This window comes from Peptoniphilus olsenii (assembly GCF_040545475.1).
In the GTDB taxonomy this organism is placed as follows: Bacteria; Bacillota; Clostridia; order Tissierellales; family Peptoniphilaceae; genus Peptoniphilus_A; species Peptoniphilus_A olsenii.
This window is the reverse complement of sequence record NZ_JBEPMA010000002.1, coordinates 221,195-238,536: the sequence shown is the minus strand read 5'-3', so window position 1 is coordinate 238,536 and position 17,342 is coordinate 221,195. Positions and strand designations below refer to the sequence as shown.

Genomic DNA, 17,342 nt, shown 5'->3' with positions numbered 1-17,342 from the left:
TGGGATTTTAGCTGTAATGATGCTACTTGTAAGTCTAGTGAATATAGTTGCTGTAAGTCCTGTATATGCAAAAACAGATGATAAGGTGGAGTGGACGGAAGATGATTTTATGTATTCCTCTGAGGGAAATATAATTGCCTTTAGTGATAAAGGCTTAGAAAAGAAAGAGAAGACAAATATTCTAGTATTTCCTGAAGGAACGAAATATATAAATGGAAATTATTCTTTAAGTCATTCAAACGATGAACTTAGATATAAAAGAGAATTTGGACGTGGCAAACATTGGGATAAAGTAATTATTCCTGATTCTGTTAAGCATTTAGGTTATGCTGCCTTTTACGAAGCAAGTATAGACGAGGTAAAACTATCAAATAGTCTAACTTATCTTGGTGGTTTAGCATTTTTCAATTGTGGACTTAGAGAAGTGACTTTACCTGATACTTTGGTAAATATTGAACATAATGCTTTTGAAAGAAATAACCTCCAAGAAATAACTATACCGAAGTCTGTGAAGACAATTGAACAGTATGCTTTTTCAAGAAATAAATTGCATACTATAAAAGTTTTAGGCAATCCAAATATTAACAGTAAGGGAGTATTCCATAATCAAGAAGTTGAATATAGACCAAAACAAAATCCGTTTTACGAAAATCATTTTGGTTTCAACGGAAATCAAGGATTTAAATCTATTCCTAATGGATTAAGTTATGAAAATGGAGAGTTTGTCTTTGATAAGAATGTAGATAGTGTTGAACTTGAATTTGATTATAATAATGATATGTATCAAGGAAAGATGACAATTTACAATCCAAATAAGTATTCCATTGATACTCAAACAGATCTAACAGGACAAGATATTGATGAAAAGGACAGTAAGATTGATGATTTAACTAAAAACATTAAGGATTTAGAAAATCAGATCAAAGATTTAAATGATAAGAAACAAGAAGACCAATCAAAGATAGATGAATTAAAAGAAAAATTAGAATCTTGCAAAGATAATGGAGAGAAACTAAAACAAGAAAAGGCTAAGTTAGAAGAAGAGCTTAGAGATAAAGACAATAAGATTGCTCAATTGAATAAAGAAATTGAGGAACTTAAAAATTCTAACAATGATGAACTAATAGCAGAAATTACTCAGCTTAAAGATGAATTAAAAAGATTACAAGATGAAAATGCAAAACTAAAAGAAGATTATTCATCTACAAAATGGGAGTTAGAATCTGAAAAAGAAAAGACCGACAAAAACGATAATAAAATCAAAGAAATGCAAGAAAAGCTTGAGTCTTTAGAAGGGAAACTTGCAAAGAAGACTAAAGAAATTGAAGATAAAGATAATAGAATTAAGGACTTAGAAAAAGCTCTTGATGAAAAAGATACTAAGATAAAAGACCTCGAGTCTAAAAAGAAAGAAACAGAAAATTCTAAGTCAGAATGTTGTAAGAAAATTGAAGAGCTTCAAAAGGCTATTGATAGTTTAAAAGAATCTTCTGAAAATACGAAAAAAGAATTAGAAGAGAAGATTAAAGGGTTAGAAGAAAAACAAAAAGCTTCTGAAGAAGAAATTAAAAAGCTAAAAGAAGAATTAGATAAGAAAATTGAAGAAGCAAAGAAGTTAATCGAGGAAGCAAATAAAAAATCGAAAGAAGAACTTGAAAAACAAAATAAAGATGAAAAAGATAAAAATCTAAATCAAGACTTATCTAAAAAATTAGATGAACTTCTAAAACTCCAAAAAGAAAACAAAGAAAAGAAAGAAGATAAGAAATCTCAAGATAAGAAGTGGGATGAACTTTTGAAAGCTGATGACAAGAACATTCTAAATCAATTTGATCTTAACAAGATGAAAGAGCAAGATAAACAATTGGACAAAAAACAAGTTAAAGATGAAAAAGAATTTGCAGTTTTTCAAGTAGACAAAAACTTTTATAATATTATAAAAGATGGAAAGAAAACTACTGTGTATATGGATGTAAAAGCATATATTAAGGATAATCGCATTATGCTACCTGTTAGATATGCATCCTATACTCTTGGGTTTAATGTAGAATATGATGATAGTAAGAGAGAGGCAATCTTTTCAAATAAAGAAAATACAGCCTTACCTAAAAAAACTCTAAGATTAAATATAGATACTGGTGTTATGAAAGATAGTCAAGGAAACATTTATCATTCTGACACTAAACCTGTAATTATAAATGGAAGAATTCACGCATCTATTTCCAATATAGCTAAAGCTTTTAATGCAAGCTGTGGGGATATAAGAGATGAAAAAGATCAAAGTATAGAATGGGATAATAGCAGAAAGGCAGTTTATGTCTTTAAGAATATAAAGTAAGAAAAGGAGATAACTATGAAGAAAAAAAGATTAGGGGTAGCCTTAGTGCTACTCCTTTTACTATTAAGTATGCCAAGCATATCCATAGCTAAGAGCAATGATAATGAAATAAAAAATCAGTCAAATGATATTTATTTGCCAGAAAAAAGTAAAGAATTAGAAAGCTTATTTGATGAAGATGTATATGAACCATCTAATGAGAGTCAAAAAATTCCTTATCAGGAAGTGCCGAAAATACAAGAAAATAACATAAAAAATGAGCAAGTAGATAAAAAAGAAAAGCCATCTAAACTTGTTAAAGGTGGCAATACTAAAGCAATTAATCCATTAGCTACAAAAGAAAATAAGGCAAGAGGAACAGTTATAGAAAATGTAGATAAAAATGGACAGGATATTACACCGAAAGTAGAAAATCAAACATCAAGAGATGAAAAAAAGGAAAATCCAATAGATGTTAGACAATTTTTAACCTTTCAAACAAAGAGTGGAAAAACTATGCACCTCATTGTAGATCATTCGGAAAATCAAGAAAATGTACAATTACTAACAGAAGTTGGAGAACAAGATCTACTAAATATGATTGAAGGAGAAAGTGAAGTAAAGCCAAAAGAAGAAGTAGTGAAAAAAGAAGAACCGGTGGAGGAAAAACCGAAGAAAGAGGAGAAAGAAGAAAAGAAATCAGGGGTAGGACTTTATTTATTTATGGGTTTAATTATTGTTGGTGTAATGGGTGCAGGATATTACTTCAAAATCTATAAAAAAAATGAAGAGGAAAGTTTTGAAGAGGAGCAAGATTATAATGAATTAGAAGATGATTATGAATCTGAAGGGGAGGATTATGATCTTGAAGATAAGGAAGATACAGAAATTATTCCAGATGAAGATGAATTTTAATCTTCTCAATGATTTAAGCAGTAGATTAAGGACAACAATAAACTTAATTATCGTGTAAATTTATAAAAAAAGTACAATTAGAATTCTGGAACTTTAATAAAAAACGATGAACAAAACGACAGCACAAACTTAATATATAAGTAAAGCTAAGTTGAAATGATTGATTGTATAATTAAGAATTTGATATAGATAAAATCATAAGTTTAATGAGAATGCTAAAAACGGATCAAGCTTTTTTATACAGATGGAATTCTTATTCGAAGAAAAATCTTTATGTTAGAGACATAAAGTTTGAAGATGTAATATATAATGGAATAAATATTATAGAAAAAATAAAAAATCAGTAGAGCTATAAAAAGATGAGGGATTGAAAATTTAATCTCTCATTTTTTTATTAAAAAATTAAAGGAGGAAAAATGAAATTAGTAATCGCAGAAAAACCAAGTGTTGCAGCATCAATAGCAAAAGTTATAGGAGCAAAAAATAGAAATAATGGATATTATGAGGGGAATGAATACATTGTTTCATGGTGTGTTGGGCATTTAGTACAAATGGCAAATCCTGATGTGTATGATGAAAGATATAAGAAGTGGAGAATTGAAGATTTACCTATTATCCCAAAAGAATACAAGTATGAGGTAACGAAGACAACTAAAAAACAGTTTAATATTCTTAAAAGACTAATGAATAGTAATGAAGTTGACACCATTATTAATGCTTGTGATGCTGGTAGAGAAGGAGAAGCTATCTTTAGACTTGTATATATGATGGCAAATTGTAAGAAGAAAATGAAACGTCTTTGGATTTCCTCAATGGAAGACTCTTCCATAAAAGAAGGATTTAGCAACTTAAAAGATGGAAGTAATTATGATAATCTTTTTGATTCAGCTAAGGCTCGTGCCATAGCTGATTGGCTTGTTGGAATGAACATAAGTAGACTTTACTCCTGTCTATATAATGAAAATTATAGTGTAGGCAGAGTACAAACACCAACTTTATCAATGATTGTGAATAGAGATGATGAGATAAATAGTTTTAAAAAAGAAAAATATTATACAGTGGAGATTTCCATGAATGGATTTACACTGTCGACAGATAGAATTGATGACAAGATAGTGGCAGAGCAGCTTAAAAATTTAATCGGAGAAAAAATTGAAATAACCGATGTAATTAAAAAAGAGAAGATTACAAAGCCTAATCTGCCCTTTGATCTAACAACACTTCAAAGAGAATGTAATAAGTATTTTGGATACAGTGCAAAACAAACCCTAGATTATGCCCAAAGCCTGTATGAAAAGAAGTATATTACCTATCCACGAACAGATTCAAGATATTTGACAGTAGACATGATAGAAAGCACTGTAAATAATATTATAGGGAAAAATGATTTTGACACAGAAAGAATTAAGGTAGTTTTTAATTCTGAAAAAGTTACAGATCATCATGCAATAATTCCAACGATAAGTTCATTAAATAAGGATATTTCAAATCTCCCGGAAAGTGAAGCCAAAGTATATAGACTTATAACAAATAAACTCTATGCAAGTTTTGGATATCCTCTTGTAGAAAATACAACAAAGATAGTGGCTGAATTTGACGGGTTTGAATTTATAAACACTTATAAAATAATTGCTGAAGAAGGATTTACAAAATATTTAGAAGAATATAAATCAAAGAAGAAAGAAGATATACAACTTCCTGATGTAAAAATAGGAGATTTTTTATATATTGAAAATAAAGATATAAAAGAGAAGTATACAAATCCACCTAAACACTTCACTGAAGACACACTCTTAAAAGCAATGGAAATAGCTGGGAATGATGAATTAGTTAAGGATGTTGAAGTTGAGAGAAAAGGACTTGGTACTCCTGCTACAAGAGCGGGAATAATAGAAAATTTGATATACAAAGGTTATATAAAAAGAGAAAAGAAAAATCTAATATCAACTAGAAAGGGATTAAACCTAGTTACTATAGTTATAGATGAGTTTAAATCTCCAAAGACAACAGCAAAATGGGAAATGAGATTAAGTGATATAGCAAAGGGTAAGGAAAATAAAGAGAATTTTTTAAAAGAAATTGAAGAAGAAATAAAAAATACTATAGGTAAATATTATAAGTAAATTAATTATAAAAAATTGAATACGGTTATAGGAATGAAGAAAAGAGTGATTTATGAAAGAAATAGGGTATAATATAAGTGATAAAAGAGTAGGCATTAGGAAATTTACTGATTTGACATAACTATAAATATATGTTATACTCTTATCAGATAAAGATGGTGTCCCGCTACCGTTAAAGGTGGAACATTAAAGAAGGTGTCTCACTACCTATATCCCAAAGGTGAAGCATTAAAGCAAACAGAGAGGATAAAACCTCTCTGTTTTTTTAGGAGAAAACAATGGTAGAAGTTATAAAATATGGATTTTATACTGTAAACTCTGATTACCTTGAATATCTAAATAAAGTAGATTCAGAAGTATATTATAATCCATCGTATAGAAACAGTATAAAACCATTTGTTGGAATTATTGTTGGTATAGAAAATTATAATTATTTTATTCCAATTTCTTCTGCAAAGGAAAAACACAAAAAATGGAAGAATGTTTCTGATGAGCATTTTTTAATTTATGAAGTGATCGATAATAGTATTACTATAGATGGAGATATTTACAAATATTATTCTGATAAAGAAAAATGCACATAATATCTATATTGGATATTAAGAAAATGATTCCTGTACCGGCTGATTGTTATGAAAGAATTGAATTTAATGAGCTTGAGGATATCAGATATAAAGACTTATTTCAAAAAGAATATGCTTTTTGTTTAAAGGTAAAAACAAAGGTCTTGATAAAGGTAGAAAAAATATACCAAAAGCAAAAGAAAACAGGAATTATAAGAAGAGCAAATTGTAATTTTTCAGAGATAGAAAAAGCAATGTTGGACTGGAAGCAATAGGATAAAGGCAGTTAAAGCGATTAGAAAAGAAAAAAATTCTAATCGTTTTTTTAATGCAATAAAAAGATAGCGTAAATGACATTTTAAAGTTATCTTTTGCTTACAGAAATTAAAAAAATAGAAAGAAATAAAGTTTAATAAATAAAGGTATAAAATATAGTACATTTTTATCACTATAAAGAGGAGGGATAAAATGCCAAGATATGATATAGTAGATTTAAGCAGATCAATCTATCTTGTAAAAGAAGAATTTAAGAAAGATATAAAAAAATATGAGGAATATTTAAAAGTATCAGGCAATAACTATAAGTATCCATATATACATCAAATATCTATATACAATATGGATCCAAAAGCAACAGCCTGTGCAGAATTTGATTATTGGAAAAGTATAGGTAGAAGCGTTAAAAGAGGCGAAAAAGGAATACCACTTTTAGATATAGATAGTGGAAGGATAAAATATATCTTCGACATAAGGCAAACAGTAAGTATTAATCATAATATTTCTGAGGTAAAGTTATGGAAATATGATAGCAAAAAGCATTTAGACTTGCTAGATGAACTGATAGATAAGTTTAAAGAAAAAGATAGTAAGCTTCTATTAAGCCAAGAAGATAAAATTGATGCCTTAGTAGAAAGTAATGTTAGAGGAAAATTCAATAAAATTTTAGAAAGTCTATCTGATGAAAGTTTAAAAAGCATTCAAAAGGTAGACCTTTTTAATTTGTTAAAAGAATCCGTAAAAATTTCCATAAGCGAGAGAATGGAGGTCTCATATCAGCTAAAAGAAGAAAACTTATCTTTACTGTCTAAAATATCAAGTTCGGACATAGACAAAGTATTAAGTATAGGTGCTAATATAAGTAAAAATATCTTACTTGATTTGGGAAGTGAAATAAAAAGATTAGAAATTTTAGAGAAAATTCAAGAAAGAAAAGATTTGGAGCAGACAAAAGAGCTTAAGGAGCGTTATAATAAATTAAGTTCTGATATAAACGGTGAAATAAATTTTAAAGGAGGCTTGGAAGATGAAAGAGAAATTAACATTGGCAGGCAAGGAATACCTCATGGAGGAGGGGATTTACACACCAATCGTCAAGGAGAATTCCTTCGAGAGACAGGGAGGGACATACAAGATGGAAGAATTGGAGGAAGGCATGGAAGTCCTAATACCCAATATGGCAATTCCCAAGGAAATAGATTTAAAGAAACTCAACAGATGGGGAAGGATGAGATTGAACTTTCTCAAGGAGAACAAAGAAGAGGATTATCAGATAATGTATTTGCAAGGGACATTGATGGATCATCTTCTATCAAAGGAAAAAGAGATAGAGGACTTTATCACGAGGGAAGAAGTCAAAATGATGGAAACTTGGGGTCTGACAGAAGAACTGAAAGAAGAGGACTATCTGAAATATCTGAGATTGAAGAAGAACATGGATATGACCCTGCAAGAAATAGGGGAAAGGGAGATAATCTTAATCTAAAAAATGAGGAAGTAGAGTCTACTTCCTTTTTTTCTGCTAAAAATCAGGGAGAGCAAATATCCTTCTCAAATCCAATAAGTCAAAGAGAAATAGATACATTTTTAATTCATGGAGGAAATCATGAAGATGGAAGATTAGCAGTAATAGCAGAATTTTCTAAGGGTAAATCTTTAGAAGAACAGGCAAACTTTTTGAAAGAAATATATAGGGGAGCCAATGGTCTTGAAATTGAAGGAAGAAAGATATCTGCATGGTTTGGAAAGGAAGGAGCAATTTTTAAAGATGGAGATGAGGCAAGATATAGAAAAGGGCAAATAGTTTCTTGGAAACATTTAGCTAATAATATTAATGATTTATTAAATAGAGGAGAATTTGCTAGCAACGTGGAGGTTATAGAAAGTGCCACATATGAAAGAGAAAAAATAGCAGAAAAATTATTGTATTTAAAGAGAGATCTTTCTGATGAAACTGAGGACAGATATTTAGCGATTCTTAATGATATAAAAGGAAGAGGCTTCCCAGATGAAAAAGAAAATCTCGGGAAAAAACTTGAAGATAAAAATTTTATAAATAAACTCAGAAAAGAATACGAGGTATTTTTAGAAGAATATAAGATTAATCCTGATATTTTAAGATTTCATCATTATAAATTATCTAGAATCTATAATGATATCAATGATTTAGAAATAGAAAGAAAATTATATAGGTCAAATTTAAAGGATATTGCACCTATTCAGAGTTTTATAACACAAGATGAAATAGATGAAAGCCTAAAAAGAGGAAGCGGGTTTTCTGATGGAAAGAAAAGAATATATGAATTTTTTACTGAAAAGCATGATTTAAAAGAACAAGCAGATTTCTTGAAAAATGAATATGGCGTAGGTGGAAGTTCTCATGCACTATCTGCTGCAAGAGAAAGTGGTGAGTGGCACGATGCGAAGGGAATAAAATATAATAAAGGTAATGCAAAAGAAATACTACTATCTTGGTCTAATGTTGCAAGAAGAATTAATGACCTTATTAAAAAGAATAGATATATAGATGAGGAAAGTTTTGAAGAAAATAGGGAGAAAAAAACAGATCAGGAAATAAATAAAACAGAAAAAGAAAGCCAGGAGTATATAAATTATCAAGATGATTTGCCTCCAACTGATAATGATGTATATATAGAAAGAACAAATAATAGTTCTATATATTATTATCAAGGACAGTCCGTAGCAAGTATAGGTGATGATGGAAAACTTATCATTTATGATGAATTTATACCAAACTTTTTAAAAGAAGAAATATATTCCATAGCCTTTGAAAAACAATTAGATATACCCTTAGACCAGTTAGACGATGGAATTATTCTTGAGGGAATATATGACACTTTTTATATTAAAGAAAAGGAAGAAATAGAAGGAAGAGAATATTACCTTTTAGAAAGTCAAAGTCGATATGATGATATTCCAAATATTATAATTAATTCTAACAAAGAAGTTATAGATGATGATATAGTAAATGGTTTTGAAGAATTTAAGGAATTTTATACTAATAAAAATAAAGAGAATATAGGTTTTGATTTAGATAGCCATATAAAAGATGATTATTGGATAATTGAGTTTAATGAGGGTTCAAGTCTAATAGAAAAAGATTATGCAGGACAAAGGCTGACTAAAGAATTATTAGATGAAATAAGGGAAATAGATGAAAAGATAAGACTTCATAATAAGACCTTAGGAGAAGATGAATATGGGCAGATGACTGATAAGTGGGAGGGGTATTCCAAATTCTATTTTAACCATATAGTAGATGGGAAAATAGTTGATCACTATAAGATAGACATAGGTGATGGAAATGAGATCAACCAAAGAGACTTTGAATTTCTTTATGAACAAATAGGAAAAAGTCAGATAGAACTTAATCAAACTATAGAAGAAAATAAGATAGATGAAAAAATAATTTCAATAAATCAAATTGAAGATAGAATTTTTGATGTATTAGTTAAGGATAAAGTTTTAGAAAATGAAATTATCAAGGCAAGAGAAAACTTAGGAAATAATACCTTAGCAAGTTTTAACTCTGTATTCCAAAGAGAATATGCAAAAATCATGAGAGAAGTTGCCGATAAGCAAGGAAATCTTCCAGATGATATGAAGTCAATAGATAAGGTTAAAGAATTAAGTCTTAGAACCCAAAATAGATATAGACAGTATTTATATAATTCACTTGAAAACAATATAGAAGATGATAAGGAGATACTCTCTATAAAAGTGGGAGATATAGTTAGAACAGAGGATAATAAATATTTAAAAATAAAAGATATTTCCAGTGGATATGATAATAACCATAATCCAATAACATATTATTCATATGATGCCTATTTTGATAAGGACTTAAAACTATTTTCACATTCCTTTAAAGGAAGCGATTTAAAAGCTTTAGAAGTATTAAGAAATGAAGTAGAAGAAAAATTAACAAAAGAGATTGTAGAAGATAAATTAGCAGTAAAAGTAGGATATTATTATGCTTTAGTAGATAAAGAGAAAACAAAGGATATAGAACTAGAAGAAACAGGAATTAGAGTTTATCCAAGAAAGGAAAACTCACAAGGAAAGATCTACAATTTATATAAAGGGAAATCTTTTGAGGATAGCAGAAAAATAGACAGTTTGTTTGATGAAATTACTGTCAAAATGAAAGAAGTAAACCTTACAAATTTAAATGATGTATTAGAATTGGAAAGAGAAGGATTATTTGAAATTGCTGATGATAAAGTTACAAAATTTGAGAAAGGCTATGATATAGATGTTCAAAGTTTTAATCAGCAATTTCCGGATTATTATAATGATATATATGTTTTTAATAAAAATCTTGAAATCAGTGGTGCATATCAAAATTTAGCACATATAAATGAAGAAAATAAAATTACTTTTAATATAAATTTATCGCAAGAAGAAAAATCAAAAATTGAAGAAATAAGAGATAAAAAAGAAGTTCTTTCCAAGTTAATAGATAAGGATATCAAAGAAAAAAGAGAATACTATTTTGATCCTCAAAATGAAGAATACTTACTACTATCAAAGAAAATAGAAGAAGGACTATTAAAAATCCCAGATAGTATTAAGGAGACAATCGATGGAAAAGAAGGCTTTGATGTAGAGCTAATCTTAGATATAAAAGAAAAAACTCTAAGACAAAATTTACGATACAATGGATATATTTTAAATTCTAATCAAGCTATAAAATATAAAAGTTATAAGGACATATTAAGTAACTTACCTTATTTACTTGATGACAAACATAGAGAAGTACTTTTAAATGGATATTTAAATCAGCAAATAGAAAATGATAGAACAAGGCAAGAAGAAAATCCATTTAAAGAAGGTATGAGTATTAGATACAAAGGAAAAGAATACACTATAATCGCCATTAACGATGCTACAAGTCCTAAAACTATAGAATTAGAAGATAGCACAGGACTAATGAATGGTTTTATTACCGGAAACGAAATAATTCTTTTTAATGACTACAAAGATCTTGATTTGGAAGTTATAAAAAAAGAGGAATTAATTCCGTTAGAAATAGAAGATTATAGTCTTTTAGGATTACCAGTTCAATTTAGAAATAAGGAATATTTAATTAAAGAAAATGAATTTAATGAAGCTGGAATGGGTAGATTAGCTTTAAGTACAATAGATAAGAGTGGTATTACTGAAGTAATATATAGTAGAGAAAGACCAGTTTCTAATATTTTTGTAAGAAAGGAAGATTTAGAAGAATATAAATCTAGTGAAAAAGATATATTAAGTAAAAAACAATCTATCGATAAAGAGGAACTAGTAGAACAAATTAGATTTGAAGATATTGACAATAATAACGAAGAAAAAGTTAAAAAAGACAATTCAGGGCTTTTACATAAAAGCCTTGATGTAATAAATAATAAATCTTCTCTTGTTGCTGATCAGTTTATAGTAAGAGTTGATAATGAAAAGGAAGAATTTTTAGTATATAGTTCGTCTAATCCAAAAAATTATAGGGAATTTACTCTACCTTTTTCTTACCTCAAAGGAATCGACAAAATTGACGGAGATGGTAATTCATTGAAATTAACCACTCATAGAAAAGAAACTATTGATAAGAAGTTAGAAGAATATAAGGAATGGAAAGAAAATAATAATTTAATAAGGACTGATAGAGAAAATATAGAAGGGATTTCTGAAGTTTCTTTAGAAAACTATAAAATTATTAATGAAGAAGAAAACCTACCACCTTCACAGAGATTAAAAAACAACATTGAAGCTATAAATGTCTTAAAGGCTTTAGAAAAAGAAAATAGAAGTGCAAGAAAAGATGAACAGGAAATTTTGGCAAAATATATTGGCTGGGGAGGACTTTCCGATGTATTTGATGAAGAAAAGGAAGGTCAATGGCTTGATGCAAGAAATTTTTTAAAAGAAAATCTAACTGGGGAAGAATATAATAGGGCAAGAGGATCAACCCTAACAGCTTTTTATACGCCGAAAGTAGTTATAGACGCTATCTATGAAAATCTTTCTAATCTTGGCTTTGAAAAAGGAAATATATTAGAACCAAGTGCTGGGACAGGGAGATTTATAGGAAATCTACCTGAAGAAATGAAAGAGTCAAACTTTTATGGAGTTGAATTAGATAGCATTAGTGGACAAATTGCCAAAGAACTTTACCCTAATTCCAATATACAAATAAAAGGATTTGAAGAAACCAATTTTTCTAATAACCTATTTGATGTAGCCATAGGAAATATTCCTTTTGGAGAATTTAAAGTAGCAGATCGTGAGTATGAAAGAAATAACTTTCTAATTCACGATTATTTTTTTGCTAAAACTTTAGATAAGGTTAGGGATGGAGGCATAATTGCTTTTATAACATCTTCAGGAACAATGGATAAAAAAAGTGAAGATGTTAGAAGATATATATCGGAAAGAGCAGAGTTCTTAGGAGCAATAAGACTACCAAATACTACATTTAAAGGGGTAGCTGGAACAGAAGTAACTTCAGATATAATCTTTTTAAAAAAGAGAGATAGACTATTAAAGATAGATGAAGACTGGATAAAGCTAGACAAAGATGCAAAAGGATTAATATATAATAGATACTTTGTAGATAATCCTCAGATGGTAATAGGGACTATGGAAGAAATACCGTCAAGATTTGGGACAAGCCTTGCATGTATTGAAAATAAAGATATTTCTTTAGAAGAAGGACTAAAAAAAGCCATTAAAAATATCCAAGGTAGGTATGAAGAAGCTCAAATAAATGATGATTTAGGAGAAGAAACAATACCAGCTGATGATAGTGTTAAAAACTATTCTTTTGCTTTAGTGGATGATGAAATATATTTTAGAGAAAATTCAATTATGCAAAGAATATCCTTAAACCAAAAGGATAAAGATAAGGTAAAAGAATATTTAAGATTAAATGAAAGTCTAAGGAAAGTTATAACCTATCAAAAAGAAGACTATTCAGATGAAGAGATAAAAAAAGAACAAGAAAATCTAAATAAGTTCTACGATGATTTCAATAGCAAACATGGAAGACTAAATTCAAAAACCAATAAAAAGTTATTTAGAGAAGATGCCAATTTTTCTTTAATTTCAACTTTGGAGAAATTAGATAAAGAAGGCAACTTTATAGGAAAATCTGATATCTTTAACAAGAGAACTATAAAAAAAGCTGTAATAATAGATCATACAGATAGGGCAATAGATGCTCTGGTACTCTCTATTAGTCAAAAAGGTAAAATAAATTTTGATTATATGGAAGAATTGACAGGAAAAACAAGAGATAAATTAATAGAAGAATTAAAGGGAGAAATATTTTTAAATTTAGATTCCTTTGAACCTAATGATATAAATCCATTTAAGTCTGCTAAGGATCTAGGAGATTTTTCAAGACCTTACGTAAGTGCTGATGAATACTTGTCAGGAAATATAAGAGATAAAATTGAAGTTGTAGACTCTTATATTAAAAACATCGAAAAAGAGTTAGGAAAGGAAGAAAATCTAGAGGATAGTAAACTCTTAAAAAAAGAATTAGAAGAGTTACATTTTCAAAAAGCAAAGCTAGTGGAAGTAATGCCTAAAGCACTAGATGCAAGTGAGATTACAGTTAGAATGGGTGCAACATGGATACCGGAACAAGATTACAAAAAATTTATGTTTGATTTGTTGAAAACACCAGTTTCATCAAGGTGGAATATAGATATTAAGTATTCTGACTTTACAGGAGAATATAGAGTTGAAGGAAAAAGCTCTGATAGGGACAATGACCTTGCTTCTTTTACCTATGGTACAAATAGGGTAAATGCCTACAAATTGATAGAAGATACTTTAAATTTAAGAGATACTAAGGTATTTGACCAAGTAGAAGACAGTGATGGAAAGAAAAAATCTGTGCTTAATCAAAAAGAAACAATGCTTGCAAGAAGTAAGCAAGAGATGATAAAAGAAGAATTTAAAAGCTGGATATTTGATGATGTGGAAAGAAGAAATAGATTAGTAGAAGATTATAACGAAAGATTCAATTCCATAAGACAAAGGGAATATGATGGATCTAATCTTACTTTTGAAGGAATGAATCCTGAAATAGAATTAAGAGCACATCAAAAAGATGCCATAGCAAGAGGTTTGTTTGGTGGAAATACTTTACTTGCCCATGAAGTAGGAGCAGGAAAAACCTTTGAAATGATAGGTATAGCCATGGAGTCAAAAAGACTTGGAATGAGTAATAAGTCAATGTTTGTTGTTCCTAACCACATCGTAGAGCAATTTGGAAGAGAATTTAATGAACTCTATCCAGGAGCTAATGTATTATGTGCCACAGAAAAAGACTTCACACCCGATAGACGAAAAAGATTTTGTAGTCGTATTGCTACAGGAAGTTTTGATGCTGTTATTATAGGGCACAGTCAATTTGAAAAAATTCCTATATCAAAAGAAAGACAAGAATATGAATTGCAAGGTCAAATTGATGAAATAATTGACTATATAGATGAATATAAAAGAGAAAGGGATCAAAGATTTACTGTAAAGCAATTAGAAAAAACAAAGAAAAAATTAGAGACAAAGTTAGAAAAACTAAATGCTGATTATAAGAAAGATGACGTTGTAACCTTTGAGGAACTGGGAGTAGATAAGTTATTTATAGATGAAGCCCATGCCTACAAAAACCTCTATCTATTTTCTAAAATGAGGAATGTAGCAGGAATTACTTCTACAGATTCACAAAAATCATCAGATATGCTTATGAAATGTCGCTATATGGATGAAATAACTAATAATAAAGGATTAGTATTTGCCACAGGTACACCAGTAAGCAACAGTATGGCTGAACTTTATACCATGCAGAGATATTTACAGTATGATGAATTAAAAAAGATGAAATTGCAACATTTCGATTCTTGGGCGTCTACTTTTGGAGAAACAATAACGGCAATAGAATTAAATCCTGAGGGTAATGGTTATAGGAGTAAAACCAGATTTGCAAAATTTTATAATCTTCCTGAACTTATGAATACTGTAAAAGGATTTATGGATATTAAAACAGCTGATGTTTTAAATCTTCCTACACCAATTGCCCATTATGAAACTATAAAAACAAAGCCTACCGAAGAACAAAAAGAAATTCTTGAAACTTTTTCCGAGAGAGCAGATAAGGTTCGTGATAAGCAGGTAGATTCAAGTGTTGATAATATGCTATTAATAACAAATGATGGGAAGAAGATGGCGTTAGATCAAAGATTAATCAATCCTTTACTTCCTGATGATCCTAATAGTAAGGTAAATACCTGTATAAAAAATGTATTTAGCATTTGGGATAAATATAAAGATAAAAAATCTGCTCAATTAATATTTTGTGATATGTCTACACCAAGTAGTGATTTTAATATCTATGATGATATTAAAACAAAACTTATAGAAATGGGAGTACCTGAAAATGAAATAGAATTTATTCATAAGGCAAAAAACAATATGGAAAAAGACGCTATCTTTGATAAGGTAAGAAAGGGAGAAATAAGAGTCTTACTTGGTTCAACACAGAAAATGGGAGCAGGTACTAATGCCCAAGACAAACTAATTGCAATTCACGATCTTGATATACCATGGAGACCTGCTGATCTTTCTCAAAGAGCAGGCAGGATTGTGAGGCAGGGAAATGAGAATAAGGAAGTCCATATATTTAGATATGTAACAGAAAATACTTTTGATGCCTACCTATTCCAAACCTTAGAGAATAAACAAAAATATATTTCCCAAATTATGACTTCAAAGACTCCTGTAAGAGTTGCAGAAGATGTAGACGAAGCCACATTAAACTATGCCGAAATCAAAGCTCTTGCAACAGGAAATCCATTAATAAAGGAGAAGATGGACCTTGATGTTGAAGTTTCTAAACTTAAAATGCTAGAGTCCAATTTTAAATCAAATCTTTACAAGCTGGAAGATAAAGTAGTTAAATTTTATCCAAAGGAAATAGAAAGATTAAAAGAAAGGATAGAGAACTTAAAGGAAGATATTAAAAATGTTGAGCCCTATAGAGAAGTAGATAAAAATTTAAAAGAAGATAATAAATTTACCTCTCTAATTATTGACGGAAAGAAGTATATAGATAAGAAAATAGCTGGAGAGTTTTTGTTGAACAAAATTAAGGGAGTTAAAATATATAGGGAAATGGATAAAGATGGAGAAAAAATAGGTGAATATAGAAATTTTGATTTATCCATAAAATATGATTCTTTTTTCAATAAATATAACTTTATATTAAAAGGTAAGGGAGAATATAGAGGAGAGTTTGGAACAGATGAAATAGGTAATATAACAAGAATGGATAATGTATTAGATAAATTACCAGAAAGATTAGAAAATACAATTTCAAAACTAAAAGATACAGAAGAGCAATTTCAAACAGCCAAAATTGAAATACAAAAGACATTTCCACAAGCTGAACTTTTAAAGGATAAGACACTAAGACTTGCAGAAGTAAATAATTTACTAGATATGGGAAAAAGTGAAGATATAAGCCAAGATAATCCATTACTAGAAGAAGTAAAGGAAGAATTGATAGACTTCCTTAACAGAGAATATGATGAAGAAAACAGGTTAGAGGACTTTGATACTATATTTCCTGACTTAACAGATATAGGAATAGCTTATACAACTACACCAGATGAAAAACATGAAATACAAGTAAGTTTAGATTTAATAAATTACAAGATGAACACCTATGTAGATAAGAACCTAATTGACAGCTTTCAATACACCTATGATCCCTTAGATGCAAGTGATTTAAAAGAGCTAGTACAGCTAAAGACATCTATTGGCTTTTGGAATTTTAGTGAGCTTGTATCAGTAAATGAAGAAAAACTGAGAGAAGTAATGGGACTTGAAATAGATGATGATGGAAACTTCTATGATCCATTATCTAAAGATATGGATTTAGATGGAATAATAGATAGAAATGATGCTGACTTTAGAGATAGTAAAGTGCAGGAAATAGGAGATTTTGAAAGGAAAGAAAAAACATCTATTATGGATAAATTAAAGGAATATAAGGGGAATTTAGCAGTAAATAATAATATAAAAGAAATAAATAATAGTGAACCATGTGGCAGATAAAGCTTTAAATGAGATTATTAGAGG

The 17,342-nt window shown here is 29.1% G+C and carries 7 protein-coding genes; all 7 read left to right on the top strand.

The annotated features are described in order from the left end of the window. The first annotated feature begins 16 nt into the window (after positions 1-16). The 7 genes from ABID14_RS03150 to ABID14_RS03125 all read left to right on the top strand — a co-directional run bounded on the left by ABID14_RS03150 (position 17) and on the right by ABID14_RS03125 (position 17,318). Complete coding sequence (locus ABID14_RS03150) at positions 17-2,338, top strand: leucine-rich repeat domain-containing protein (RefSeq protein ID WP_435529943.1); 2,322 nt, start codon at positions 17-19, stop codon at positions 2,336-2,338. Positions 2,339-2,353: 15 nt separating this feature from the next. Continuing rightward, positions 2,354-3,232 carry a CD1107 family mobile element protein gene (locus ABID14_RS03145; protein ID WP_230251099.1) on the top strand — a complete coding sequence of 293 codons (879 nt, stop codon included), beginning with the start codon at positions 2,354-2,356 and terminating at the stop codon, positions 3,230-3,232. A 416-nt stretch (positions 3,233-3,648) separates the two neighbouring features. After that, complete coding sequence (locus ABID14_RS03140) at positions 3,649-5,355, top strand: DNA topoisomerase 3 (protein WP_354367070.1); 1,707 nt, start codon at positions 3,649-3,651, stop codon at positions 5,353-5,355. 278 nt (positions 5,356-5,633) lie between these two features. Then, positions 5,634-5,939, top strand: coding sequence for a type III toxin-antitoxin system ToxN/AbiQ family toxin (locus ABID14_RS10125; protein WP_285084061.1), 306 nt, complete (start codon positions 5,634-5,636; stop codon positions 5,937-5,939). 8 nt (positions 5,940-5,947) lie between these two features. Next, entirely contained in the window at positions 5,948-6,193 is a 246-nt protein-coding gene (locus tag ABID14_RS10120) for a type III toxin-antitoxin system ToxN/AbiQ family toxin (protein ID WP_285073005.1), read from the top strand. Between the two features lie 1,028 nt (positions 6,194-7,221). Next, entirely contained in the window at positions 7,222-7,680 is a 459-nt protein-coding gene (locus ABID14_RS03130; protein WP_079392108.1) for a TnpV protein, read from the top strand. Between the two features lie 383 nt (positions 7,681-8,063). After that, positions 8,064-17,318 carry a helicase-like domain-containing protein gene (locus tag ABID14_RS03125; RefSeq protein ID WP_354367123.1) on the top strand — a complete coding sequence of 3,085 codons (9,255 nt, stop codon included), beginning with the start codon at positions 8,064-8,066 and terminating at the stop codon, positions 17,316-17,318. Positions 17,319-17,342 lie beyond the last annotated feature (24 nt).